General features: G+C 65.3%; 20 protein-coding genes and 3 pseudogenes. 15 read left to right on the top strand and 8 right to left on the bottom strand.

Annotation, left to right across the window (positions count from 1 at the left end; genetic code table 11):
• Positions 1-5: 5 nt before the first annotated feature.
• Positions 6-1,028 carry an SWIM zinc finger family protein gene (locus AC1DKD_RS28065; RefSeq protein WP_441634768.1) on the top strand — a complete coding sequence of 341 codons (1,023 nt, stop codon included), beginning with the start codon at positions 6-8 and terminating at the stop codon, positions 1,026-1,028.
• Positions 1,029-1,443: 415 nt separating this feature from the next.
• Here AC1DKD_RS28065 and AC1DKD_RS28060 read toward each other — a convergent pair.
• The 6 genes and pseudogenes from AC1DKD_RS28060 to AC1DKD_RS28035 all read right to left on the bottom strand — a co-directional run.
• A pseudogene (locus AC1DKD_RS28060) lies at positions 1,444-1,824 on the bottom strand (DUF4158 domain-containing protein); the annotation flags it as partial.
• Between the two features lie 46 nt (positions 1,825-1,870).
• Positions 1,871-2,176, bottom strand: a pseudogene (locus AC1DKD_RS28055) (porin); the annotation flags it as partial.
• Between the two features lie 225 nt (positions 2,177-2,401).
• Positions 2,402-3,562: an MFS transporter gene (locus AC1DKD_RS28050; protein WP_477143962.1), complete on the bottom strand. Its 1,161-nt coding sequence runs from the start codon at positions 3,560-3,562 to the stop codon at positions 2,402-2,404.
• Positions 3,559-4,914, bottom strand: a complete 1,356-nt coding sequence (locus AC1DKD_RS28045) for an MFS transporter (RefSeq protein ID WP_441634764.1) — start codon at positions 4,912-4,914, stop codon at positions 3,559-3,561. The genes AC1DKD_RS28050 and AC1DKD_RS28045 overlap by 4 nt, the downstream gene beginning before the upstream one ends.
• A 58-nt stretch (positions 4,915-4,972) precedes the next feature.
• The gene (locus AC1DKD_RS28040) at positions 4,973-5,731 is read right to left on the bottom strand and encodes an SDR family NAD(P)-dependent oxidoreductase (protein ID WP_441634776.1); all 759 of its coding nucleotides are present in this window, start codon (positions 5,729-5,731) and stop codon (positions 4,973-4,975) included.
• 90 nt (positions 5,732-5,821) lie between these two features.
• Entirely contained in the window at positions 5,822-7,579 is a 1,758-nt protein-coding gene (locus AC1DKD_RS28035; RefSeq protein WP_441634762.1) for an FAD-dependent oxidoreductase, read from the bottom strand.
• A gap of 172 nt (positions 7,580-7,751) precedes the next feature.
• On the opposite strand from AC1DKD_RS28035, the gene AC1DKD_RS28030 reads away from it, so the two are divergent.
• From AC1DKD_RS28030 to AC1DKD_RS28000, 7 genes are all read left to right on the top strand, one after another.
• Positions 7,752-8,612, top strand: a complete 861-nt coding sequence (locus tag AC1DKD_RS28030) for an IclR family transcriptional regulator (RefSeq protein WP_477143961.1) — start codon at positions 7,752-7,754, stop codon at positions 8,610-8,612.
• 67 nt (positions 8,613-8,679) lie between these two features.
• Entirely contained in the window at positions 8,680-9,459 is a 780-nt protein-coding gene (locus AC1DKD_RS28025) for an ABC transporter ATP-binding protein (protein WP_441634758.1), read from the top strand.
• A 2-nt stretch (positions 9,460-9,461) separates the two neighbouring features.
• Positions 9,462-10,166: an ABC transporter ATP-binding protein gene (locus tag AC1DKD_RS28020; RefSeq protein WP_441634756.1), complete on the top strand. Its 705-nt coding sequence runs from the start codon at positions 9,462-9,464 to the stop codon at positions 10,164-10,166.
• 21 nt (positions 10,167-10,187) lie between these two features.
• A complete protein-coding gene (locus AC1DKD_RS28015; protein WP_441634754.1) occupies positions 10,188-11,075 on the top strand; it encodes a branched-chain amino acid ABC transporter permease in 888 nt (295 codons plus the stop codon).
• A 14-nt stretch (positions 11,076-11,089) separates the two neighbouring features.
• A complete protein-coding gene (locus AC1DKD_RS28010) occupies positions 11,090-12,118 on the top strand; it encodes a branched-chain amino acid ABC transporter permease (RefSeq protein WP_441634774.1) in 1,029 nt (342 codons plus the stop codon).
• A 56-nt stretch (positions 12,119-12,174) separates the two neighbouring features.
• Positions 12,175-13,395, top strand: coding sequence for an ABC transporter substrate-binding protein (locus AC1DKD_RS28005; RefSeq protein WP_477143960.1), 1,221 nt, complete (start codon positions 12,175-12,177; stop codon positions 13,393-13,395).
• Positions 13,392-13,553, top strand: coding sequence for a hypothetical protein (locus tag AC1DKD_RS28000; RefSeq protein WP_441634750.1), 162 nt, complete (start codon positions 13,392-13,394; stop codon positions 13,551-13,553). The genes AC1DKD_RS28005 and AC1DKD_RS28000 overlap by 4 nt, the downstream gene beginning before the upstream one ends.
• A 472-nt stretch (positions 13,554-14,025) precedes the next feature.
• On the opposite strand, the gene AC1DKD_RS27995 is transcribed toward AC1DKD_RS28000, so the two are convergent.
• Complete coding sequence (locus AC1DKD_RS27995; protein ID WP_441634748.1) at positions 14,026-14,904, bottom strand: LysR family transcriptional regulator; 879 nt, start codon at positions 14,902-14,904, stop codon at positions 14,026-14,028.
• Positions 14,905-15,066: 162 nt separating this feature from the next.
• On the opposite strand from AC1DKD_RS27995, the gene AC1DKD_RS27990 reads away from it, so the two are divergent.
• From AC1DKD_RS27990 to AC1DKD_RS27960, 7 genes are all read left to right on the top strand, one after another.
• Entirely contained in the window at positions 15,067-16,188 is a 1,122-nt protein-coding gene (locus AC1DKD_RS27990) for a glycosyl hydrolase (protein WP_441634746.1), read from the top strand.
• Positions 16,189-16,214: 26 nt separating this feature from the next.
• On the top strand, positions 16,215-16,655 hold the full coding sequence (locus tag AC1DKD_RS27985) for a MaoC family dehydratase (RefSeq protein WP_441634744.1): 441 nt from the start codon (positions 16,215-16,217) through the stop codon (positions 16,653-16,655).
• A 37-nt stretch (positions 16,656-16,692) separates the two neighbouring features.
• A complete protein-coding gene (locus tag AC1DKD_RS27980; RefSeq protein ID WP_477111981.1) occupies positions 16,693-18,261 on the top strand; it encodes an acyl CoA:acetate/3-ketoacid CoA transferase in 1,569 nt (522 codons plus the stop codon).
• A 26-nt stretch (positions 18,262-18,287) separates the two neighbouring features.
• Positions 18,288-19,418, top strand: coding sequence for an iron-containing alcohol dehydrogenase (locus AC1DKD_RS27975; RefSeq protein WP_441634740.1), 1,131 nt, complete (start codon positions 18,288-18,290; stop codon positions 19,416-19,418).
• 11 nt (positions 19,419-19,429) lie between these two features.
• On the top strand, positions 19,430-20,572 hold the full coding sequence (locus tag AC1DKD_RS27970) for an acyl-CoA dehydrogenase family protein (protein WP_441634738.1): 1,143 nt from the start codon (positions 19,430-19,432) through the stop codon (positions 20,570-20,572).
• A 28-nt stretch (positions 20,573-20,600) separates the two neighbouring features.
• Positions 20,601-22,256 carry an acyl-CoA synthetase gene (locus tag AC1DKD_RS27965; protein WP_441634736.1) on the top strand — a complete coding sequence of 552 codons (1,656 nt, stop codon included), beginning with the start codon at positions 20,601-20,603 and terminating at the stop codon, positions 22,254-22,256.
• A gap of 963 nt (positions 22,257-23,219) precedes the next feature.
• Entirely contained in the window at positions 23,220-23,456 is a 237-nt protein-coding gene (locus AC1DKD_RS27960) for a hypothetical protein (protein ID WP_441634734.1), read from the top strand.
• Between the two features lie 91 nt (positions 23,457-23,547).
• Here AC1DKD_RS27960 and AC1DKD_RS27955 read toward each other — a convergent pair.
• Positions 23,548-23,811, bottom strand: a pseudogene (locus AC1DKD_RS27955) (H-NS histone family protein).
• Between the last annotated feature and the right edge of the window lie 285 nt (positions 23,812-24,096).

Raw genomic sequence — 24,096 nt, 5'->3', positions numbered from 1 at the left:
TCGCAATGGGTTACGGTTACGGGGGATGGAAGCCCTATGTCTCGGTCGCCGAGCGAAGAAAAAAGGCTGAACTGGCCGCCGCGAAGGCGAAGAAGGCTGGTGCGGTCCTGTCGCCAATCGCGTCGTATCGCGGCGCCATCGCCAAGACCTTCTGGGGCAAGGCCTGGTGCGACAATCTGGAAGGCTACAGTGACTATGCCAACCGGCTGCCGCGCGGCCGTACCTATGTGCGCAACGGTTCCGTGATCGACCTGCAGATCACGGCAGGCGAAGTCCGCGCGCAGGTAATGGGTTCGAGCCTCTACACGGTCGCTGTGACCGTGACTGCGTGTCCTGAAAAGCAATGGCGGGCGATCGGCGCCGATTGCGCGGGGTCGATCGATTCGATCGTGGAGCTATTGCAGGGCAAGCTCTCGACATCCGTGATGGAGCGCCTCTGCAAACCTGGCACCGGTCTTTTCCCGGTGCCGAAAGAAATCAAGTTTAATTGCAGTTGCCCGGACTGGGCGTCAATGTGCAAGCACGTTGCTGCCGTACTCTACGGCATCGGCGCGCGGCTCGACCAACAGCCGGCATTGCTCTTCGCCTTGCGCCGCGTCGATGTCAATGATCTTGTCAGGCAGGCTGGCGCTGGCCTGCCCAAAGCCACAAAGCGACCCGCTACCAGCAAGGTGCTCGACGACGCGCTGGTGGCCGATGTGTTTGGCATCGAGATGGCCGACGCTTACCCACCGCCGAAGCCTGCTGCTGGACGTAACAAGCCACCGGCAGGTAAGGTGACAGCGAAGAAGGCGACCAGGTCGGCTGTCTCGACAGCCCGCAAGCCACCTGCGAACGCGAAGACTGCGGAGGACAATAAATCGGTAACAAAGACGTTACCAGTCAAGCTATCTGCTGGGCCACGTAAATCAACATCTGGCAACGTTGTTGCCGGTAAAGCAAAGGTGGCGAACTCGCCTGCAACCCCGAAAGAGGCTGCAACAAGGAAGCGCGCCAGTACTCGACTGGTGAAAGGTACGTCCCGCTAAATGGTGATCTGGCGAGCGACTCGAAGGGGTGAGTGACTACTGTTCGGCCGAGCCGGCCGGTCGCAAGTTGCGGCCGGATAACGCCCAGCTCGCACCGGCACTCTAACGGGAGGCGCCCGAATCCCGGCCGACCCTCGGATAGCGATTCAACCTACTTTCAGACCGGCCGGCTACTGGTCGTCAGCGATATGAGCGAGCAAGCCCTCTTACCGGGCTTCTAACGGCGCCCGCGAGGTGGATACCGGTACGGACTCGTCCTGAAGACACGGACCCGCGCCGGTGGGGGTCATCGTACTTTTGGTGCGAAATCTGGCGCTAGCAAGCCGGGATGCCGCTTGCGGCAAGGCTTTCCAGGGTACTTGGCRCCGCGTACCCGCCGATCTCACAGGTAACTGATTCCAAAGGGTTTTCAGGGCAGAACCGCCAGATTTCGCATCAAAAGTACGATGACCCCATATGACAGCAGTCGGTCCCGATCGGCGCAATGCAGCACTTCGTCACGCAGCGCCCGCACAAGGGCTCGACGCTGATGTACCGTTATCCAACGAAACCCAAGCGTCTGGCAGGCCAGCAGTTGATGGTCGGAGAGCGTTCGCCCACGCGCGTAGAGCGCCCGCAAGGATGCCAGATCCGGCGTATTGATGCCGAGTTCCGTGCCGAGGTGGCGAAGCAGTACTGGTGGCAGGATACTGAACGCATCCAATAGGCAGCCGCTCATGCGCAAAAAGCCAATGTGCAGCGCCAGGCCCAGCTTCATCGTTGGGCCGCGCCGTCGCCCGATCAATTCGTGCTCGGCGTGGCTGCTGGGCTTGCGAACCGTCGCATATTGCAGCGGAATCAAAGCTCCCCCACAATCCCTGCAGTCCGACATAGGCCATGCGGCCGAAGAGGCGGCCACCCTGGTCGGATTTTCCGGTGTCGACGTCGAACCCGCTCTCAAGTACGAACACGCCTTGCACACCGTTTCCGAGGTTTTCGGTACCCCGAAGTCCCCAGCGGGAGCCGGCGATATTTCCGGAAGTCACGCGATAGACGCTGTCTCCATTCCCGGGCTGGTGATTGGCGTATTCGATGCCGCTATCAACTACGCCATACAGGGTCACTTCGAAATGGGCCAATCCTGTGGCACCCAGCAGGGAGAGCGCCACGCAGCAGCGTGATACCGCTTCTTGTCGTCAAGTCTTGCATCTTGGATTCCTCCAGTTGTCTTGATGCATGTTCGGTTCGGGTTCTAAAAAAAGGGATTTCCTATAATAGACGTGCCGAACGGCCCGTCGTCAGGTGAATCGGGAAGTGGAAGCCAGCAGCGATCAGCGTCGTGATCGCTTCGCAAACTGGTTCGATGGCGGGCAGGTGGCAGGCATCTATGGCAGCTATCCGGGACGGTGACGGGGACCGTCTGTGCGGAGCCGTCCTCCGAATGCCATGCCGAGAAGGGGAAGAGCCACGGCGGCGGCGGCAAACAGCCATCGCTCGCCGAAGGTGCCGGCGACGGCCGCAGCGCCGCTCAGGCCGAGCGCCTGCCCAAGGAACAGGCTCGCGGCAAACAGCCCGACCGCCGTACCGCGCGATGGCGGGAACACCTCGGTCGCCTGGGTCTGCAAGGTGTTGTGAAGCATGTAGAAGCCGAGTCCGCCGAGGAAGCATCCGGGCACGCTCCATTCCCACCGTGGTCCGACCGCGACGATGGCGAAGGCGGCACCCAGGAGCGCGCCTCCGAGGGCGGCCAGCACATCAGAGCCCAGACGCCTGATCAGCACGCCGGACAGCGCCACATATACCAGGCCACCGACGCCATACATCGCCACCACCACGCCGGCCGTACCCAGGCCGAGCCCGAAGCGGCCGTGCAGATATGTCGGCACAAAGGCAAATCCCGTCAGGGTGAACAGGCCTTCGATTGCCGTCACTGCGAACACCAGTCTGGCGCGTGGCTGCCCCAGCACGCTGCGGAACYGCTCCCCGAATGAACGCCTGGCAATCAGGTCGGAGACCATGCCCGATCCCTGCATCCACACGACGAGCGCCGCGACGCCGGAGCCCGCCGCTAGCACCCCGAACGCAATGCGCCAGTGCAGCCAGTCGGCGATCAGCCCGGATATCCACTGGCCACCGATCATCCCGCCGATGGTCGCGAGGAAGAAGCGGGCAAGCACCTGCTGCCGGTCCCTGACCGGAACCGTATCGCCGATCATCGCCATGCTCATGGGGATGACACCCGCCGCGGCTGCGCCCGAGAGTCCCCGGGCCAGCGCGAGGGCGGGCATGGTCGGGGCCACGGCGGCCATGACGTTCGCAACGGCGCAGCCTGCCAGCGCAATGGTGACGACGCGGAGTTTGCCGAAGCGGTCGCCGAGCGGTCCAAATACGAGCTGCATCAGGCCATAGGCCAGCGCGAACGCGGAGATGGACCACGCCGCCATGCCAATGGGTACATCGAAGTCCGACGACAGTGCCGGAAGCAAGGCGTCACAGGCGCGCATGGACGCCATGCTCATGACCGCCGCAATGGCGAGAGCTCCGAACCGCCTCACTCCGCCACCCTTGCCATCGGATAGGCGTGCCGGGGCTTCGCGATCATGAAGACCGACCCTGCCGCGAGCAGCGCCGGCACGGCGAGCAGGCCGAATACATCGCCGAAACCCCAGCCAAGACCGAGAAGGCCTGCGCCGATGAAGGCGCCGGCCATGCCGCCGATCCGCCCGATGCCCTGCATCCACGCCACGCCCGTCGTACGCGCCTCGGTCGGATAGAGGCCTGCGGCATAGGTGGACATCGAAGTTGCCCCGCTCGTGACCAGGGTGCCACAAAGGAAAAGCGAGATGCCGAGGAACTCCGGATGATCGACACCGCGTCCCACCACGATGACGAGCACAGCGGCCAGCAGGTACGCTACGACGATGGTACGGTTGGCATTGAAGCGGTCCATGAGCCAGCCCGCAACAAGGTTGCCGAGCAAGCCGCCAAGGGGAAACAGGGAGGCCAGCAACGCGCCACGTTCCACGCTGAATCCGGCTTCACGGAACAGCGTCGGCATCCAGTTCGTCATCAGGTAATAGATCACCAGACCCATGAAGCACGACAGCCAGAGCAGGAACGTGCGCCGCCGGTATCCGGCCGACAGGATGAGTGCAAGAGCCGACGCCTTTCCCGCCTTGCCTGCCGAAGCCATCGGCGCGACGAACACGCAGTGTTCGAGCGATTGCCGAGGCGCAATGCGCTTCAGGATGCGCGCGATCCGCTCGGGCGCCCCGGCGCGCACCGCCAGGAACTGGGCCGACTCCGGAAGCAGTGCAAGGAGCAGCACGGCGAGTATCAGCGGCGCGATGCCGCCAGCCGTCAACACGCTTCGCCAGCCGAAATGAGGAATCAGCCAGGCCGATGCCGCACCGCCCGCCACCAGCCCACCGGAGAAGCCGCAGTACATGGCATTCACCGCAAGGGAACGCAGACGCGACGGCGCGTATTCCGACATCATCGTGATGGTCGTCGGCATGGCCGCACCGAGCCCGAGTCCGGTCAGGAAGCGCAGGACAGTCAATGTGCCGACGGTCTGTGCATGGGCGGCAACGAGTGTCCATCCTCCGAAGCACGTGACGGCCGCCACCAGTACCGTCTTCCGGCCAATGCGATCCGCCACGGGTCCCGCGAAGATCGCGCCCAGGCTCAGGCCACCCAGTGCTGCGCTCATGACGACACCAAGTTCGCCGCGGCCGATGCCCCACTCGTGCGCCAGCGCCGGTGCGATAAAGCCGATTGCCGCCGTGTCATAGCCGTCAGCCGCCACGACGAGGAAGCAGAAGGCGAGGACCAGCCACTGGCAAGGGGAAAAGCGTTCGGCGTCGATGAAGGACTGCACGTCTATGGTGCGGGATGCCTGTTTCATCGTTGTCTCCTGGATGGGCGGGCAAGCGCGCTGTGCGCGCTTGCCTCGTTTGTGAGGGTCAGGCGGCGAGGTACCCGCCGTCCACGGGCAGGGTCACGCCGGTCACATAGGTGGACATCGACGAGGCGAGAAACAGCACCGCGCCCACCAGCTCTTCGGGTTGCCCAACCCGGTTCATTGGGATGCGGGACATGAAGCGTTCGAGCTTCGCCGGGTCCGTGCGCGTGGAAACGGTCATGGGCGTTTCGATGACGCCCGGTGCAATGGCATTGACGCGCACACCGTCGCGCGCGAGGTCGGCTGCCAGCGACTGGGTCAGCATCTTCACCGCGCCCTTCGAGGGCGAGTAGCCGAGCGTGTTCGGCTGGCCCGAAAGCGACGCGATGGACGCGACGTTGACAATGGCGCCACGGGTCTGCCGCAGGGCCGGCAGCCACGCGTGGCAGACGTTGAAAGTCCCTTCGTGGTTGACCTTCATCACCCGCTGCAGGTTGGCCAGCGCATTCTCGCTGTCGATGCCCTCGCGAATGAGTATGCCGGCGTTGTTCACCAGSACGTCGACGGGGCCGACGCAGGCGGTGATCTCTTCGGCGACGGCGCGGCATTGCGCGGCATCGGTCACGTCCAGCGCGCAGGCTCGTGCCGCATGTCCACGGGCATCGATCATCGCCGCCGTCTCGTCGGCATTGGCTTCGTTCATGTCGGTCACGACGACCGTCGCGCCGGCTTCTGCGAGGCCGATGGCGATGGCCCGGCCGTTGCCCTGGCCCGCGCCGGTTATGAAAGCGACCTTCCCGGTCAGGAGTTGAGGAATCATCATGATTGCAATCGAGGGAAATTCAGGGTGAACGCCGCCACGCGGCCGCCGCAATGCGGCCGCGTGGGTGACAAAGATCGGGTACGGAACTCAGTGCATAGCCAGAGGCTCGCGCGCCGCAGCCACACTCGCTTTCGGGAGCGTGGCCTGAACGTGATCGGCGATGTGGTTGCCCGCGACATAGCCAAAGGTCAGACCCGGGCCGAGCGTGATGCCCGCACCGCTGTATTCGCCGCCCATGATGCTTGCCGCATCGTTGCCCGCTGCGTAGAGGCCGAGGATCGGATCGCCGTCCCGGGAGACGACTTGGGCGTGCTCGTTCGTACGGATGCCCATGAATGAGCCAAGGTCGCCCGGTACGAGCTTGAGCGCATAGAACGGACCGTTGGCCAGCGGTGCGACGCAGGGATTGGGCGTGTGCAGCGCGTCGCCCTGGTAGCGGTTGTAGGCTTTGCTGCCGCGCCCAAACTCGGGATCGCGGCCGTACTGCGCCGCTTCGTTGTACTGGCGAACGGTGGCGGCGAGTGTCGCCGGATAGACACCGATCTGCTTCGCAAGGTCCTCGATCGTCTTGCCGCGCTTGAGGTAGCCGTTGCGCAGATGCGGCCCGAGCGGCATCGGGAACGGCTTCACGAAGCCGAGGCCGTAGCGCCGGATCGCCGCATGGTCGGCGATCAGCCAGCACGCCGTCTCCGGCTTGCCCTTCGAGGCGGCGATCATCGCCTGCACGAGATCGTGGTATGAGTTCGCCTCGTTGGCGAAGCGCTTGCCATCCAGGCTGACGGCAATCACGCCTGGTTTCGCCCGGTCGATGAAGTGGGGCATGATGCCGGTCGTGCCGTCCTTGCGCGGCACGAGCGACATAGGCGTCCACGCGGCGGCATTCGACAGGGTCTTGTCGAACACACCGCCCACCTCTTCGGCCATGCGCATGCCGTCGCCCACATTGGTCTGCGGCGTTGGCGAGAAGTGGCCGTGCCCGGCCTTCACGTGCGGGTAAGTCTCCTTGCGCCGCTCGAGGTTGTGCGGGAATCCGCCGCTGGCCAGCACCACACCGTGACGCGCCTTCACGCTGACCCGCTGGCCGTCGCGCTCAAGCACCGCGCCGGAGACGCGCCCCCCCTCCTGCAACAACTGCACGGCAGGCGACGACAGCCATACCGGGATCGACAGGTCGGCCGCCGACTTCGCGAGCCGCGCGGCCAGCGCGTTGCCGTTGGTCAGCGTCATGCCCCGCCCGTACTTCATCACCTCGAGGAAATGTTTGGTCAGACGTTTGGTGACATACCAAGCGGACTGCAGCGATCGCGTCACCCGCATGAAGTGAACGATCTCCTTGCCGGAGCCGATCGTTACGCCGAAGACCGTCAGTTCCGGCAGCACGGGGCCGAGGGTTTTGAGCAGCGGGCCGAGCTCGCGCGCGTCGTACGGACGCGTCACCATCGAGCGGCCACCCTGTGCGGCGCCGGGCGCCTCGGCGTGGTAGTCCGGGAACGTCAGCGGCATGTCGAACTGGACGGCGGTCTTCGTCATGAAGAACTCGATCGCTTTCGGGCCGTTCGCCAGAAAGGCGCGTACACGCGCCTCATCGAACCCGGCGCCGGCCTGGTTCCGGATATAGGTCAGCGCCTGGTCCGGTAGTTCGTGATGGCCGTATGCCTTGCCCAGATGGGTGTTCGGCACCCAGAGCCAGCCGCCCGAGCGGGCCGTCGTGCCGCCGTAGTAGCTCGCCTTCTCGGCCACGATGACCTTCAGCCCCCGGCTGGCGGCAGTAATGGCCGCGGACATGCCGGCGACGCCTGATCCGATGACCAGAACATCACATTTTTCCTGTTGCAGTGTAGACATCGACTTCTCCATTCAAGTGCGGGCGGTACGGTCGCCAAGAGCGGCGCCACCATGTCTGCTAGATTAGTACTAGCGCGCTTGAAATTATCTACACGTTAACCCTACGCTTGTTCATTAGATAATGTCTAGTGCTATACTGCGCCCACTATCCATCTCATGGCAGGGACATACCGTGGAACAGACCGACCAGGCACCCGAGCGAGAGCGCCGCGGCATCCAGTCGATTGAAGTGGGAGGAGAAATCCTGAAGGTGCTGGCCTCCGAGGCCAGGCCGATGGCGCTACGCGATCTCGTGAAGGCGGCGAACATGCCGTCCGGCAAGATCCATCCGTATCTGGTGAGCTTCGGCAAGATCGGGCTCGTCGCCCAGGACCCGGTCACGGGTCACTATCTGCTCGGCCCGATGGCCATCCAGCTCGGGCTAACCAGCCTGCAGACGCTGAACCCGATCCGCGAGGCCACACCGTTCGCCGAAGCGCTTTCGGAAGAGACGTCGCACGCGGTCGCGCTCGCTGTTTGGGGAAACCTTGGGCCGGTCATCGTGCGGCTGATCGATGCGTCCTATCCCATCCACACGAACATCCGCACCGGCACGGTCATGTCGCTCGCCAATACGGCGACCGGCAGGGTTTTCTCGGCATTCCTGCCACGTCAGTTCACCGAAAAGCTGTTGCTGGACGATCGCATTCGGCTCGGCCCCGATATTGCACATCCGCTGGACGCCGCCGTGGTCGAGGAAATGATCAAGGAAGCGCGGGCGCGCCACATGTCCCGCAGCATCAACCATCCCACGCCAGGGATCGTCGCCTTTTCTGCGCCGGTGTTCGATTATTCGGGAAACATTGCGCTGGCGATCACCATCATGGGACCGACCGGCACTGTTGATACCGATTGGGAGGGGCCGGTGGCCAAAGCATTGGATACGTGTGCGCAGGCGGTTTCGAAGCGCCTCGGCTACAGGGGCTCGCGCGCGACTGACTGGTTGCGCGCCTCCGACATATATACACAAAAAGTGTCAATGACTAACCAATAATATATTGGACGTGATTTAGGTGGGGCCATATTCTCCAGCAGTCCCAACAACGGGCGCGGAAATGACCATGGCAAACGATCTCATTCTTGAAACCGTCGGACTGAGGAAGGAGTTCAAGGGATTTGTCGCCGTAAACGACATCAGTCTCAAGGTCAGGCGTGGGCACATCCACGCGCTGATCGGTCCGAACGGCGCAGGCAAGACAACCTGCTTCAACCTCCTTACCAAGTTCCTGGATCCCACGCGCGGCACCATCCGGTTCAACGGTGCCGAGATCACCGGCGAGAAGCCGGCGCAGGTCGCACGCCGGGGCGTGGTGCGCTCCTTCCAGATCTCGGCGGTGTTTCCGCACCTGACCGTGCTGGAGAACGTGCGTATCCCGCTGCAGCGCAGGCTCGGGATCTCCTTCCAGTTCTGGCGCTCGCCGAAAACCCTCGCATCGCTCGACGACAGGGCCATGGCATTGCTCGCCGACGTCGGACTGGAGGACTTCGCCGACATGACGACCGCCGAGATGCCCTACGGCCGCAAGCGCGCGCTGGAAATCGCCACCACGCTGGCCCTCGACCCCGAGTTGATGCTGCTCGACGAGCCCACGCAGGGCATGGGCCACGAGGACGTTGACCGCGTCATGCAGCTCATCAAGCAGGTCTCGGCCAATCGCAGCATCTTGATGGTGGAGCACAACATGAAAGTGGTGTCCGGCATCTGCGACGCCATCACGGTGCTGGCGCGCGGCAGCGTGCTGGCCAAGGGCACATACGCGGAAGTCTCCGCCAACCCGCAGGTCATCGAGGCCTATATGGGCAGCGCTGATACCGCGCTCGCTGCGCCAGGAGGGCATTGATCATGGCGACGGAATACCTGCGGGTCACCGACCTCCATGCCTTCTACGGCGAATCGCACATCCTGCATGGCATCGACTTGCTGGTGAACGAGGGAGAGTGCGTGACCCTGCTCGGCCGCAACGGGGCAGGCCGTACCACCACCCTGCGCGCCATCATGGGCCTGACGGGGCGGCGCGCCGGCTCGGTCATGATCGACGGCCGCGAGGCAATCGGCATGCCGGCCCATCGCATCGCGCGTCTCGGCGTCGGTTTTTGCCCGGAAGAGCGGGCGATTTATTCCAGCCTCTCGTGCGAGGAGAACCTCCTGCTGCCACCGCAGGTGGGTGGCGGCGGGATGAGCCTCGACGAGATCTACGCGATGTTCCCCAACCTCTACGAACGGCGGCATAGCCAGGGCACGCGGCTCTCGGGCGGCGAGCAACAGATGCTGGCGATGGCGCGCATCCTGCGCAGCGGGGCGCGGTTGCTGCTGCTSGACGARATCTCCGAGGGYCTGGCGCCGGTGATCGTGCAGAAGCTCGCCCAGGTCATCCGCGACCTCAAGGCGAAGGGCTACACGATCGTGCTGGTGGAGCAGAACTTCCGGTTCGCCGCGCCGCTGGCCGACCGCATGTACGTGGTGGAGCACGGCCAAATCGCCGCGGAGATCCACCAGCACGAGATTCACGAGAAGCAGCACCTGCTCCAGGAACTCCTGGGTGTCTGAGACCGCTGCGGAGGAGACAACATGACAACGATTCTGGGAGTCCCGCTACAGGGGCTGTTGGGGCAACTCGTGCTCGGGCTGGTGAACGGCTCGTTCTACGCGATTCTCAGCCTCGGGCTTGCCGTGATCTTCGGCATGCTCAACATAATCAACTTTGCCCACGGCGCGCTGTTCATGGTGGGCGCATTCGTCGCCTGGGCGGGCCTGGAGTATCTCGGCATCAGCTACTGGTGGTCGCTGCTGGCGGCGCCGGCGCTGGTCGGGCTGGCGGGTATCGCCATCGAGCGCGGCCTGCTGCGGTGGCTGTACAAGCTCGACCACCTGTACGGGCTGCTGCTCACCTTCGGGCTGGCGCTCATTATCGAAGGCCTGTTCCGCTTCCAATTCGGCGTCTCGGGGCAGCCCTATTCGATTCCCGACGAGGTGGCCGGCGCCTTCAACCTCGGCTTCATGTTCCTGCCGAAATACCGCGCGTGGGTCATCGGCGCCTCGCTCACAGTGTGCCTGCTGACCTGGTTCACGATCGAGAAGACCCGCCTCGGCGCCTACCTGCGCGCCGCCACCGAGAACCCAAGCATTACCCAAGCCTTCGGCATCAACGTGCCGGTGATGGTGATGCTGACCTATGCCTTCGGCGTGGGCCTGGCCGGGCTGGCCGGCGTGCTGGCAGCACCGACGGGGCAACTAAGTCCGCTGATGGGGTCGAACCTGATCATCGTCGTGTTCGCGGTGGTGGTGATCGGCGGCATGGGTTCCATCCTTGGCGCGATCGTCGCCGGGCTGGGGCTGGGCGTGGTCGAAGGACTGACCAAGGTGTTTTATCCGGAGGCGTCGGCCACGGTGGTCTTCGTGATCATGGTCATCGTGCTGATGGTTCGGCCGGCAGGCCTGTTTGGCAAGGAAAAGTGAGGTCGAGTATGAAAATGAGAAATCTTGGCTACGGTGTCCTGCTGCTGGGCGCGCTGGCGGCCCCGGCCGTGCTCTATCCGGTGATGCTGATGAAGGTGCTGTGCTTCGCCTTGTTCGCCTGCGCCTTCAACCTGCTGCTCGGCTATACCGGCCTGCTCTCGTTCGGCCATGCGGCGTTCCTCGGCACGGCGGCCTATATATCGGGCTACGGCATGAAGACCTGGGGGCTGACCCCGGAACTCGGCCTGCTGTTCGGCACGGCCGTCTCGGCCGCCGCGGGCTTTGTCGTCGGGGCGCTCGCTATCCGCCGGCAGGGCATTTACTTCGCGATGATCACGCTTGCGTTGGCACAGATGTTCTATTTCCTGTTCCTGCAGGCGCCGTTCACCGGCGGCGAGGACGGCATGCAGGCCATTCCGCGAGGCAGGCTGTTCGGCCTGATCGACCTGGCGTCGGACCTGCGCATGTACTACTTCGTGTTGGCGATCTTCTTGTTCGCCTTCTGGCTGATCCACCGCATCATCCATTCGCCTTTCGGCCAGATCCTGAAGGCGATCCGCGAGAACGAGGCGCGCACCACCTCGCTGGGCTACGACGTCGCGCGCTACAAACTGCTGGCCTTCGTCCTCTCGGCGGGCCTGGCCGGCCTTGCCGGGGCCACCAAGACCCTGGTCTTCCAGTTTGCCACGCTGACCGACGCGCACTGGCACACCTCAGGCGAAGTCGTGCTGATGACGCTGTTGGGCGGCCTTGGCACTGCCTTCGGCCCGGTGGTGGGCGCGGGCATCGTGGTCGCCATCCAGAACGCCTTGGCGGACAAGGTCGGTTCCATGATCACCGTGATCATGGGGAGCATCTTCGTCGTGTGCGTGCTGGCGTTCCGCCGCGGCATCGTCGGCGAGTTGAACGCGTTGTGCCAGAACATCGCGGGCAACCGCAGCGGCCGGCCCGCACCGAGCCACGCTGCCGTGCCAGCACCAAGTCATGACGAAACGCCAGTCGGAGCAGGCGTGCATGGCGGGAGCGTGGAAGGAAAGGCGTGAAATCGGGCGCTGGACGGAACACCCCATATATATCCCCACAGTAGAGGAGACACAGGATGAACACTCGCATCAAGCTGCTTTCGCTCGCCGCGCTGCTGGCGGCCTCGACGGCGCAGGCCGAGATCACGGACGGCGTGGTCCGGATCGGCGTGCTCAACGACCAGACCGGCGTTTATGCCGGGCTGGCTGGTCCCGGCTCGGTCTGGGCCGCGAAGAAGGCCGTCCAGGACTTCGCGCCCGAGAAGCACGGCCTGAAGGTGGAGATCGTGGCCGCCGACCACCAGAACAAGCCGGACGTCGGGGCGAGCATCGCCCGCCGCTGGTTCGACGTGGACAAGGTGGACGCCATCGTCGACGTGCCGACCTCGTCGGTCATCCTGGCGGTCAACCAGGTCGTCAAGGAGAAGAACAAGGTGATGATCGTCACCGGCGGCGGCACCTCCGACCTCACCGGCAAGGCCTGCACGCCCAATGCGATCCACTGGGCCTACGACACGTGGGCGCTGGCGAACGGGACTGGCAAGGCGGTTGTCAAGTCGGGCGGCAAGAGCTGGTTCTTCGTGACTGCAGACTACGCCTTCGGCCACTCGCTCGAACGCGACACCGAGGCCGTTGTCGTCAGGAACGGCGGCAAGGTCCTCGGCAAGATCCGGCATCCGTTTCCGGGCAACGACTTCTCCTCCTACCTGCTGCAGGCCCAGGCCTCGAAGGCGCAGGTAGTGGGCTTGGCCAACGCTGGCGGCGACACCATCGGCGCGGTCAAACAGGCTGCCGAGTTCGGCGTGACCGCCGGCGGCCAGAAGCTGGCGGGCCTGCTCGTCTTCAGCAGCGACGTCCAGGCGCTCGGCCTCAAGGCCGCCCAGGGCCTGTTGCTGAGCGAGACCTGGTACTGGGACATGACCGAAGAGAACCGCAAGTTCGGCAAGGAATTCGCCGCCGCCAACAACGGCAAGTTTCCGACCATGGCACAGGCGGGCACGTACTCGGCGGTGATCCACTACCTGAAGGCAGTGGCGGCGATGAAGGCGGACGGCGACGGCGCCGCCGTGGTCGCGAAGATGAAGGCGATGCCCACCGACGACAAGCTGYTCGGCAAGGGCAGCATTCGCGAAGACGGCCGGAAGATCCACCCGCTCTATCTGTTCGAGGTGAAGAAGCCGTCGGAATCGAAGTATGCGGGCGACTTCTACAAGCTCATCGCCACCATTCCTGCCAACGAGGCGTTCCGGCCGATGGAAGAAGGTGGCTGCCCGCTGGTTGGGAAGAAGGCGTCATGAAGATCACCGGACGCATGCTGATCGGGCAGGAGGGGGTCAGCGGCACCACCCGCGCGTTCAACGCCTTTTCTCCGGCGGCTTGCCGCGGACATCGAACCCGCGTTGGGGCGGCGCCGCCCGACGACGCCGACCGGGCCTGCCGCCTCGCTGTTAGCTAGCGGATTTGCGAGGTATCGCGAGACGACGCCCGAGGCGAGCGCCAGCTTCCTGGAGGCCATCGCCCTCGGCATCGAAGGGCTGGGCGACACCCTCACCGAGCGCCTTGGCCGAGACCGCCCTGTAGCGGGCGCGGCTGGAAGGCGAGCGGGCGCGCACGACCGGCCAGTAGCGGCTGTTCGCCGGGGGTTGTGCTGGCCAGGCATTGGGACGGGGCCACGTTCGATACGCCCCTTTGTCCGATGCGCGCAGCACGTCGGTCGGCAGCGCCGCTATCGAGCGGTTCCGTCGCCCCGTGCGTTATCAGAACTTCCTCTCACGCCTGTTGCGGGCCGCCCTGGCCGACGGCAACTCGCTGGCGCTCGACCGCCACGTACGGCCGCTGCCTATTGCCGGCATCCCGGCGCGACTGAACGTCCGCGCAATTCTCCGGCCCTCGCCAACGTTACAGGGAGCGAGGCCCGGGGGAAACGTTTACAGCATGCTTTTCGCCGTCTCGATGAACGCCGTCATCAGCGGCGTTGGGGTGCGCTGGCTATAGCCGAGCATGATCTCGACTGTTGGTTGCCGGCCTTTGATCGGCTTGTAGACGACGTGGTCGAACTTCATCTGCCGGACCGATGCCGGCACGAAGCCGATGCCCGCACCGGAGCTGACCAACCCGACCAGCGTGTAGACCTGCCCCACTTCAGACACGACCTTCGGCACGAAACCCGCCGACGCGCACATGCGCATGTTCATGGCGTGGAAGTCCGGCGCCGCCTCGGGCATGTACATGATGAAGGGCTCCTGCGCGCAATCCTTCAGCGAGATTGACTCGGCGTTCGCGAACGGGTGCCTTGCCGGCACGGCCAGCACGAACGGCTCTTCGAGGATGGTTTCCCACGTCACGTCCTCAAGGTCGGGCACCGGCCGCATGAAGGAGATATCCGCGTCACCCCGGCGCAGCGCCTCCGCCTGTTCGACGACCGGAAACCAGCGCAGCAGGATTTCCACGGAGGGAAAACGCTCCCGGTAGGCGCGCAGGATGGGCGGCAGCAGCGTGTAGGACGTGTGCTCGAAGAAGCCGACCGTCAGCCGGCCGGTCTCGCCGCGATGTGCGCGCTGCGCCTGGATGACCGCACTCTCGGTAGCGCGCAGGATCTGCCGCGCCTGCGTCAGGAAAATGCGACCCGCCTCGGTCAGCTCCACGTGCCGGCGCGTCCGGTTCAGCAGCGTCACATCCATCTCCTCCTCGAGCTGGCGGATCTGCAGGCTCAGCGGCGGCTGGGCGATGTGCAGGCGCTCGGCCGCCCGCGTGAAGTTGAGTTCCTCGGCGACGGCGATGAAGTACCGGAGGTGGCGAAGGTCCATCTCTATATCCTGTGAGTATTAAAAAGCGATTAATTATATATTGGACACCCATTTACGCAATCCCTACGATTCCATGAATACCCGCTCCGCGCGCCAGCCTGCCAGTCCGCAAGGCAGGCACCGGAGACCGGATAAGCCAACGTATGCATGGAGACAAACCATATGGATTCCAGACTTGTCGATGACGCGCTCGGCCGCATCCTGCAGCGCATCGACGCGACGATTGCGCAGGACGAGGCGGGCTTTCCGCACTACGGCAACCCGGCCGACGACACCTGGACACGCTCGCCGGCCGGTGACTGGACCGGAGGCTTCTGGGTCGGGATGCTGTGGCTGGCTGCCCTGCGCACCGGCGAGCAGAAGTACCGCGACAGCGCCCGCATGTGGTCCGCACGGTTGGCGCCGCGCGTGGCGTCGAAGTCGGTGTTCAAGGGATTCCTCTTCTGGTACGGCGCGCAACTCGGCGGCTCGCTGCTTGCCGATTCGCAGGCCGCGGGGCTCGCACTCGACGGCACGCGCGGCCTGGCGGAGATGTACAGCGAAGCGGCCCGCCTGATCCCGCTCGGCACCGAGGCCGAGGAGGCCTCCAGCGTGGGGACGAGCGAGGCCAACATCGATGCGATTCCGGGCACCGTGGCGCTGCTGCTGCGGCACGACGCCGCCCTCGGCACGGGCGAGATCGGCCGCCAGCACCTGCGCCAGCACGTCGCCCTGTGCGTGCGGGAGGATGGCTCGGTCTGCCAGTCCGCCACATTCAACGCCGCCGACGGCTCGCTCGTGAAGCGCTACACGCACAAGGGCATCCATGACGGCAGCACCTGGGCCCGCGCTCAGGCGTGGGGCATGCTCGGCCTCGCGCAGGCGCTGTCGTGCGGCGAGCAGGCGTTCGCGTCCGACGCGATCCGCGTGGCCGACTGGTGGGTCGCGCACCTGCCCACCGACCGCGTGGCCTTCTGGGATTTCGACGATCCCGCTATCCCGCACACCAACCGCGACACCTCGGCCACCGCTATCGCCGCCGCCAGCCTGCTCAAACTGGCCGCGCTCATCCCGGAGCGCGCGGCGGTCTACCGCCAGGCCGCCGTCGACAGCATCGAGCAACTCGTGACCCGCTTCCTGACCCCGGTTGGCCCAGGCGATGTACGGCAGCCTGGCATCCTCACCGGCGGGTGCTTCAACAAGCGCAATGGCGTCGCCATGGACAACGAACTGGTCTGGGGCGACTACTTTCTCCTCGAATCCCTACTCATCCTCGCGGGCACGGTAGGCGCCACCCAGGTCTGAACCCAACCCACTTCCGGAGAACCCACATGTCCGACATCAAGATCCCGAACGAAGGCGCCGTGTCCACCCTCATTGGCACGCACACCAGCTACACCCGCACCCTCGGCGAGTACGACATCTACGCCTTCGCCGGCATCAGCGGTGACAACCACCCCAACCACATGGACGACGAGTACTGCAAGCGCATGGGCTTCGGCGGCCGCATCGCGCAGGGCGCCATGATGGTCGGCTTCATCGCCGGCGCCGTGACCAAGTATCTCGACATGATCCAGCGCCCGGCCGTCTCCTACGGCTACGACAACGTGCGCTTCACCAAGCCCGTGCGCATCGGCGACACCCTCACCGTGAACTACCGCATCGCCCGCGCCGACGACGAGAAGAAGCGCCTGTGGGCCGAGGCGACTCTGCTCAACCAGCGGGGCGAGACGGTCTGCGTCGGCACCCACATCATCCATTTCCAGGCCTGAGCACGGGCTGCGAGCAGCGAGAAAGGTGAGGGATCGCATGAGCAAGATCTGCACTGCGGCGCAGGCCGTTTCGGACATCCGGCCCGGCCAGAGCGTGGGCAGCGTCGGCGTAATCGGCTGGCTGACGCCGGACGCCCTGTTCAAGGCGCTGGCGCAACGCTTCCACGAGACGGGGTCGCCCCGTGACCTGACGTTCTACTTCCCGGTCAGTGTCGGCGACGGCATGGGCATCCGCGGCATGGATCACGTTGCCGTCGAAGGGCTGATGAAGCGGATCGTGTCGGGCAAYTTCACCAATGCGGTAAATCCGGCCACCGGCAAGCGCCCGGAATTCATGCGCCTGATCCGCGAGAACAGGGTGGAAGCCTACTGTTGGCCGATCGGCGCCACCATGCACTGGCTGCGCGAAGTCGCCCGGCGCAGCCCCGGCTACCTGACCCGCATCGGCCTCGGCTCCTACATCGACCCGCGCCAGCAGGGCGGCAAGTACACGGCGCGCGCCACCGACGACCTGGTGCGGGTGCAGGAGTTGGACGGCAAGGAATACCTGTTCTACCCGAGCTGGCCGCTCGACGTGGCGTTCCTGCGTGCCACCAGCGCCGACGAGCACGGCAACCTGAGCTTCGAGGACGAGCCGATCACGTCGTGCGCGCTGGCCATGGCGCTGGCTGTGAAGGCGTCGGGCGGCACGGTGATCGCACAGGTGCGCAAGCTGGTGCCGCGCCACGCCCGGCCGGCCCATGCGGTGCGGATTCCCGGCGTGCTGGTGGATCGCGTCGTCGTGGAACCCGACGCCATGATGACCACCAACGTCCGGTACGACGATGCCTATCTTGGCGGCCAGCTTTTCGACGGCCGCGCCTCGGACCGCCTGACGCCCGGCGCCGACAAGGTGATCGCTCGGCGGGCGGCCCGGGAGATCAGGCCCGGCGAGGTCAGCATCTTCGGCTTCGGCGCTTCGTCCGACGTGCCCACGGTGATGATGGAAGACGGCCTGTTCGCCGACGGCGGCCTGCATCGCTACAGCTTTACCACCGAGCACGGCCCCTTCGGCGGCATCGTGAGGAGCGGCTGGCAATTCTCCGCCAACAAGTATCCGGAGGCCTTGATCGACGGCCCGTCGCAGTTCGACTTCATCGACGGCGGCAACTGCCCGATGGCGGCGCTGGCCTTTGCCCAGTTCGACCGGGCCGGGAACATCAACGTCAGCCGCTTCGGCGCGGCCAATCCGGGGCCGGGCGGCTTCATCGACATCGCCTACAACGCGCGCAAGCTGCTGTTCACCGGCACCTTCACCACCGGCGGCCTCGCCGCCGACACCACCGACGGCTTCCTGTCGGTCGGGCGTGAGGGGAGCGTGCGCAAGTTCGTCGAGCGCGTGGACGAGATCACCTATCCGCTCGGGCGCAACGTGGCCGAGCGCGGGCAGGAGGCCAAGGTCATCACCGAGCGCGCAGTCTTCTCGGTGGCGCCGGACGGACTGGTGCTGGAGGAGGTTGCGCCCGGCATCGACGTCAGGTCGCAGGTGCTGGACCTGATGGCCTTCCCGCCGGTGCGCGTGGCGGAGCCGCTTCCGTGCATGGACCCAACGCTGTTCCGCGCCTGACGCATCGACATATCTACGAGGAAAACATGGCTGTCATCAACTACCTGACTACCGTTCACATCGACTTCGGCGCCATCCGGATGCTGGGGGTCGAGTTGCAGCGCCTGGGGATCCAGCGACCGCTGATCGTCACCGACCGCGGCATCCGCGCCGCCGGTATCGCCGACAAGGTGCTCGAGGCCCTGGGCCCGGATTGCACGCCTACCGTCTTCGAGGACACCCCACCCAACCCGACGGAAGCCGCGGTGTCCGCCGCGACCGACCTTTACCTCGGCAATGGCTGCGACGGCATCGTGGCCGTGGGCGGCGGGTCGCCTATCGACCTGGGCAAGGCCACCGCGCTGCTGGCGACCCACCCTGCACCGCTGCAGACCTACGCGGCGGTGGAGGGCGGCGCGAGCCTGATCACCAGCCGTGTCGCCCCGCTGGTGGCTATCCCGACAACTGCGGGTACCGGCAGCGAAGTGGGCCGGGGCGCAGTCATCGTCATGGAGTCCGGCCGCAAGCTCGGCCTGCTTAGTCCGTTCCTGCTGCCGAAGCTCGCCATCTGCGACCCCGAACTGACGCTGGGCCTGCCTCCGGCCCTGACCGCCGCGACCGGCATGGACGCCATCGCCCACTGCATCGAGACCTTCCTGGCGCCGGCCATCAACCCGCCCGCCGAGGCGATCGCCCTGGACGGCCTGCGCCGTGGCATGGCCAATATCGGCAAGGCCACCGCCGACGGCCGCGACCGCGACGCGCGCTGGAACATGATGATGGCCGCCATGGAGGGTGCGCTGGCCTTCCAGAAGGGGCTGGGCGCGGTGCATGCCCTGTCGCACCCGCTGGGCGCGGTGCCTGGCGTCTCGTTGCACCACGGCACGCTGAACGCCGTGCTGCTGCCGGTCGTGCTGCGCTTCAACAAGCCGGCGACCGAAGCCAAGCAGGCCGCACTGGTGCAGGCCATGGGCCTGCCCGCTGGCGGGGACCCGGCTCAGGCCATCAGCGAACTCAACGCCCGTCTCGGCTTGCCGGCCGGTCTCGGCGCCATGGGCGTGCCGCGTGACGTGTTGGAGGACATCGCGGTCGCCGCCACAAAGGACCACTGCCACGCTACCAATCCCCGCACTGCCACGGTCGACGACTACTTGGCGATGCTGCAGGAATCGTATTGAGGAGAAAGACGATGTCATACGTCGCAGAACACCACGAGATAATCCGCGAGGCGGTGCGCCGCTTCGCCGAGGAAGAGATCGCACCGCTCGCCCACCGGTTGTGGGAAGAGGAGAGTTTTCCCTACGAGATCTGGCGCCGGGCCGGCGAACTGGGCTATATCGGGCTGCCGTACCCTGAAGCCTGGGGAGGCTGCGGCGGCGACTGGCTTGGCTTCGCCATTACGCTGGAAGAGATCGCCCGCGTCGATTGCGCCGTGGCGGTGGCCATCATGGCCAACTCGACGGCGGCCAGCCTGCTCAACAACTACGGTACCGACGGCCAGAAGGCGCGCTTCCTGCGGCCGATCCTGACGGGCACGCAGGTCGGCTGCATCGGCCTGACAGAGCCGAACGCCGGGTCCGATGCCGCCAATATCCAGACCCGCGCCGTGCTGAAGGATGGCTGCTGGGTCATCAATGGCGCCAAGACCTTCATCAGCAACTCGGGTTCCGAGGTCACCGGCCCGATCGTCATTGCGGCGGTGACGGGAACCCGGCCCGACGGCCGCAAGGAGATTTCGAACTTCATCGTGCCGAACGGCACGCCCGGCTTCAGCCATGGCAAGAAGCTGCACAAGATCGGCTGGCGCGGATCGACCACATTCGAGCTGTTCTTCGAGGACTGCGCCATTCCTGCCGACCACCTGCTCGGCAAGGTCGGGGCCGGCCTCAGGCAGACCCTGTCACAGGTGAGCACCGGCCGCATCCTGATCGGAACGCTGGGCCTGGGCATCCTGCAGGGCTCGCTGGAACGCTCCGTCCGCTATATGAGCGAACGCACAGCGTTCGGCAAGACGCTCAACCAGTTCCAGTCGCTGCAGTTTAAGCTGGCCGACATGGCGACCCACGCGCACGCCGCGCGCCTGATGCTCTACGACGCCGCTGTGGCCAAGGACGAGGGCCGGCCCTACGATCGGCAGGCCTCGATGGCAAAGCTCTTCGCAACCGAGAAGGCCATGGAGGCGGCCCACCAGGCCGTGCAGATCCACGGCGGCAACGGGATCATGACCGAGTACGCGGTATCGCGCGCGTTCGGGGATGCCAAGGTGCTCGAGATCGTTGAGGGGACCTCCGAGATCCAGCGGATGATCATCTCCCGCGACGTAATGCGCTGACGCACGGCTGCAGCCAATGAGGCAATCCATGGAACACGTCGAACACAGCGCGGATGGGCTGGAGCGCAGCACGGTCAACTTCGTGCCCCTGACGCCGATCTCCTTCCTGCGCAGGACGGCCGAGGTCTACCCTGAGCGTACAGCCATCGTCTACGGCGAGCGCCGCACGAGCTGGCGGGCAATGCTGGACCGCAGCCGCCGCCTCGCGTCGGCGCTGGTGGCCGCCGGCGTCAGGACAGGCGATACGGTGGCCGTGATGGCCGCCAACACGCCGGAGATGCTGGAGATGCATTTCGGCGTGCCCATGAGCGGCGCCATGCTGAACACGCTTAACGTGCGCCTGGACGCAGCCGCCATCGCCTTCATGCTCAGGCACGCGGATGCRAAGGTGCTGGTCACCGACACGGAGTACGCGGACGTAGTTGAAGCCGCACTGGCGCTGCTCGACTACAAGCCGCTGGTGATCGACATCGTCGATCCCGCCGTCGAAGGGGGCCACAGGCTGTCGGAGATCGAATACGAGGGCTTCCTGGCCGGGGGCGATCCGCACTGGGAGGGCGGCGAGCCCGCCGACGAATGGCAGGCCATCGCCCTCAACTACACCTCCGGCACCACGGGCAACCCAAAGGGCGTGGTCTACCACCATCGCGGCGCCTATCTGGCTGCGCTGTCGAACATGCTCGACTGGGGCATGCCCCGGCACGCCGTCTTCCTGTGGACGCTGCCGCTGTTCCACTGCAATGGCTGGTGCTTCGCCTGGACGCTGGCGGCCAACGCCGGTACCAGCGTCTGCCTGCGGCGGGTAGATGCTGCCGCCGTGCTCGATGCGATTCGCGAGCACCAGGTCACTCACTACTGCGGGGCGCCGATCGTGCATGCGATGCTTGCCCACGCACCTGAAGCGTGGAAGGCGGGCATCGACCATCCGGTCCACGGACTCATCGGCGGCGCGCCGCCTCCGATGCCGGTGATCGAGGGCCTGCTGCGCATGGGGATCAGGATCACCCAGATCTACGGGCTGACCGAGGTCTACGGCCCCGCGGCGGTTTGCGTGGAGCAGCCCGAATGGGACGACCTCGGCATCGGTGCGCTGGCGGAACGGAAAGGACGGCAGGGCGTCCGCTACACTGCGCAGGAAGGCATGGCCGTGCTGCATCCCGAAACCCTTGTGCCGGTGCCGTGGGACGGGAAGACCATCGGCGAAGTCATGTTCCGCGGCAACATGACGATGAAGGGCTACCTGAAGAACCCCGAGGCCACGGCGGAAGCTTTTGCCGGCGGCTGGTTCCACTCGGGTGACCTCGCAGTCGTCTGCCCGGATGGCTATGTACAGATCCGGGACCGTTCCAAGGACGTCATCATTTCCGGCGGAGAGAATATCAACTCGCTGGAGGTGGAAGAGGTGCTCTACCGGCACCCTGCGGTGCGCGTGGCAGCCGTCGTCGCCCAGCCGGACGAGCGTTGGGGGGAGACGCCATGCGCCTTTGTCGAAGTCGTCGATGACGCTAGGGTCGGCGAGCGCGAACTGATCGACCATTGCCGCGCCCACTTGGCGCACTTCAAGGCGCCGAAGAAGGTGGTTATCGGCCACCTTCCCAGGACGTCGACCGGCAAGATCCAGAAGTTCCTCCTCAGGCAACGAGCAAGCTCCGGCGCTCCCTGGCCCGGCCACGTACCGGCGTGAGTTCCCCCGTGAATGTGTTTCGGTGGCCCCCGAGCCTGCTCTCCACATTCGGGATATCCGTGAGCGCCCGGTCGTGGCGGAGCAGAAGACTCGTGTCCGGCATCGCATTGGCAGCGAAGCCCGGTTGATCGACCGCCTTGGCGACATCTTGCGCGAGATGCGTGACTGGCGCGGTGCTACCGCACGGCAGGCACGGCATCTGTCCAGGCGTCACGGTATCGGCTACCAGGCCGCTCTGCTCTTCCTCTATCGCGCGGAGATGCGTTCAGCGTGCCCGAGGCGCATGGTGATCTGTCTAGCTGCCGCGGTGGAACTTGGCATTGACTTGAGCGGCTTCCCATCTGGATGCAGGATCGAAGAGGCAGAGTTGTCTTCGGAACTTCGGGTCATGTATTGGGCGGCCTTACGGAGGGGCGCAGGGCGGAAATGGAGCCAGTGGCCGGGTGATGGCGCCGAACAAGTATGAGTACAGGGCAATTTCGGATGGTGGTCCGCTGAATCCGCGGTGGTAAGCGGCCGTAGGCATGGCAACCTGTGAGTAGCTGCTTGGCCTCTTCTGCCGTTGGCGCGCTGATTGCCGAATGACTGAAATGGCGACCATTTGCCGAAGCAGCATTAGGGCGGATGACCGTTGGACTCGCATAGCAGTCATCGTGTTGAGGAAGACTCGAACGGCGCAGGAGGGTCGGTCACCGCCCTTCGCCGTCCGGCGCCGGTGTCAGCGCCGTGGCCTGGGCTTCCGCCAGGGTGGCCTCGCTGCGCTTGGACCTGTGCCAAGCTCAACGCTGCGCCGACTCGCTCGCACTTTTTTGACGCGCGTTGGGTTACTACTGGGCAATGACCGCCTGCTCGCCGGCGCGCTCCAACTCTGTGGAGGATTGGGGCCACAGTTCCACCACGCTGCCCGCCCGACCCTAAAGCGCGCGCGTGCCTGGTGCTCGGCACCAAGCCCTGCTCTCGCAAGTGAAGGCCTCCACCGTGGCGGCCAACCGGGCGCTGGATGACGCGCTGGCCGCGGTCGCTGCGTCCGGCGCGTTCGTCGCCGAGGTCGACCAGGCCATCGCCGAGGCCTTCGACCCGAACACGCAATGGGTGTCGCACGAGGACGCCACGGCTCGTCTCGACGCGGTTCTGGCCAAGCAGCGCTTGGCCGCGCTGGGGGGCACGTGCCGGACATGGAGGACGTGCCGCGGCGCCTGAGTTGCCCAATCGCTGACCGCACAACGTGCAAAGGGCGAAGAGCCTTGCTGCAGGCAGCTCTATCGGCTATCAGCGCCACCTTGAAGGATCGCTATCCGACCCGGAAAAACTCTACGCTCTGCCCCGCATTGACCGCCCGCTTGAGCCACGACGGCATCTAGCCCTGCCCGTCCCAGGTCAGTCCCTCGGCGTTGCGGTAGCAGACCACTGGCAGTGGCGCTGGTGCGGGTGGCGGCGGAGGCGGATGCGGATCGAAGCACCCCGCCACCTCCAGCTCTTCCATGGTCAGCCCATAATCGGCCATCTGGGTCTGGATCCAGCGGATCGCCTCGGCCCGCTCATTGTTGACTGTCATCGCTGCTCGTCGCTGCTATCACTGCTGTGCCTGCCGTCTTCCAGTTTCCGGGCGCTAGCTTACGCGCCCCGCTTTTCGTCTTGCTGCTCGTCCTGCTTTCCGCTCCGTGCTTCCTTCTCGGGGTACCTTTCATGCATGTATGGACCCGACGCCTTTTGCAAGCTTCTTGTTCGTGATGTCGAAACGGTCTGCATGCATGTATCCGGCTTGCACTTGGACGATAGCCGAAGCACGCCCGCAGCCTCGATGAGATCCGCGCACCCTGTCCTTAGCAAAATCGCGGCG

This window comes from Cupriavidus sp. 05T313, from assembly GCF_056396665.1.
Note: the sequence above shows the minus strand (reverse complement) of the source record. Positions and strands in the feature narration are given on the sequence as shown.

Excerpts from the sequence above, each read along its gene's own strand:
- AC1DKD_RS28065 (WP_441634768.1), top strand. The coding sequence starts at position 6 with ATGGGTTACGGTTACGGGGGATGGAAGCCCTATGTCTCGGTCGCCGAG.
- AC1DKD_RS28000 (WP_441634750.1), top strand. The coding sequence starts at position 13,392 with ATGAAGATCACCGGACGCATGCTGATCGGGCAGGAGGGGGTCAGCGGC.
- AC1DKD_RS27990 (WP_441634746.1), top strand. The coding sequence starts at position 15,067 with ATGGATTCCAGACTTGTCGATGACGCGCTCGGCCGCATCCTGCAGCGC.
- AC1DKD_RS28010 (WP_441634774.1), top strand. The coding sequence starts at position 11,090 with ATGAGAAATCTTGGCTACGGTGTCCTGCTGCTGGGCGCGCTGGCGGCC.
- AC1DKD_RS28015 (WP_441634754.1), top strand. The coding sequence starts at position 10,188 with ATGACAACGATTCTGGGAGTCCCGCTACAGGGGCTGTTGGGGCAACTC.
- AC1DKD_RS27975 (WP_441634740.1), top strand. The coding sequence starts at position 18,288 with ATGGCTGTCATCAACTACCTGACTACCGTTCACATCGACTTCGGCGCC.
- AC1DKD_RS27970 (WP_441634738.1), top strand. The coding sequence starts at position 19,430 with ATGTCATACGTCGCAGAACACCACGAGATAATCCGCGAGGCGGTGCGC.
- AC1DKD_RS28025 (WP_441634758.1), top strand. The coding sequence starts at position 8,680 with ATGGCAAACGATCTCATTCTTGAAACCGTCGGACTGAGGAAGGAGTTC.
- AC1DKD_RS27995 (WP_441634748.1), bottom strand. The coding sequence starts at position 14,904 with ATGGACCTTCGCCACCTCCGGTACTTCATCGCCGTCGCCGAGGAACTC.
- AC1DKD_RS28035 (WP_441634762.1), bottom strand. The coding sequence starts at position 7,579 with ATGTCTACACTGCAACAGGAAAAATGTGATGTTCTGGTCATCGGATCA.
- AC1DKD_RS28045 (WP_441634764.1), bottom strand. The coding sequence starts at position 4,914 with ATGAAACAGGCATCCCGCACCATAGACGTGCAGTCCTTCATCGACGCC.
- AC1DKD_RS27985 (WP_441634744.1), top strand. The coding sequence starts at position 16,215 with ATGTCCGACATCAAGATCCCGAACGAAGGCGCCGTGTCCACCCTCATT.